1 protein-coding gene is annotated in these 781 nt (G+C 48.7%); it reads right to left on the bottom strand.

Annotated features, from left to right (window positions below; genetic code table 11):
- Positions 1-781, bottom strand: a 781-nt coding sequence (locus R8N47_RS24610) for a pyruvate formate lyase family protein (protein ID WP_318186024.1), incomplete at both ends; no start/stop codon positions are given.

Genomic DNA, 781 nt, shown 5'->3' with positions numbered 1-781 from the left:
TGTTGCCATCGTGGATGCGCCAAATGGCACGTTAGCAGAGATGCTCGATGTTCCCGCGTAGTAGCCACCACCAATTGGTCCGCGCCCATGACGTGTGTTGACAAATTGCGCCAACTCATCGATATAAACTTGGTAAGCATCAGCCAGCAGTTGGTCGACATAATCGTCGTCATTGCCGTATTTTGGCGCGAAGTTGATTAAGCGTTGGCGAAGTTGTTCGTTCTCAATACCATCGAAGTCTTCTTCTAATGCTTTTGCCAGTTCCGTTTGGCTGATTTGTGCTTCTTCAAACACCAAATGTTTGATCGCCGCCAAACTGTTACCCAATTTGGCAATACCCGCTTGCAGGCCAGATACCCAATCGTATTTCGCTCCGCCTTCTTTTACTGTTTTACCGCGCGCCAAACAGTCATCCACCAGCGATGAGCAGAAAATATCTTGCGCTTGCTGCTCAAGCACGCTGTCGACTACGGTATCGATCTCAATCGATTTACGTGTGTAGTAGCGAATTTGCTCCGCCCAAGAAGCGGTGACTTGATCAAAACTCTCGAAGTTGCCTTTTGCCAACGACTTATCATGCGGCAAGAAGGCTTTGCCCGTGGTTGCATCCACACCTTCGTTAAGCGCCGCCAGCAAAATACGCGCAAAGTTAATGAAACTCATACCCGTGCAACGGTAACCCCATTTGCCTGGAACAGCGGTTTCAATACAGCCAATAGACGCGTAGTTGTAAGCGTCTTCTTTCTCGACACCTAGCTTGATGAACTCTGGAATGACGATT

This window comes from Vibrio sp. 2132-1 (assembly GCF_033344315.1).
This window is presented reverse-complemented; position numbering and strand designations above follow the sequence as displayed.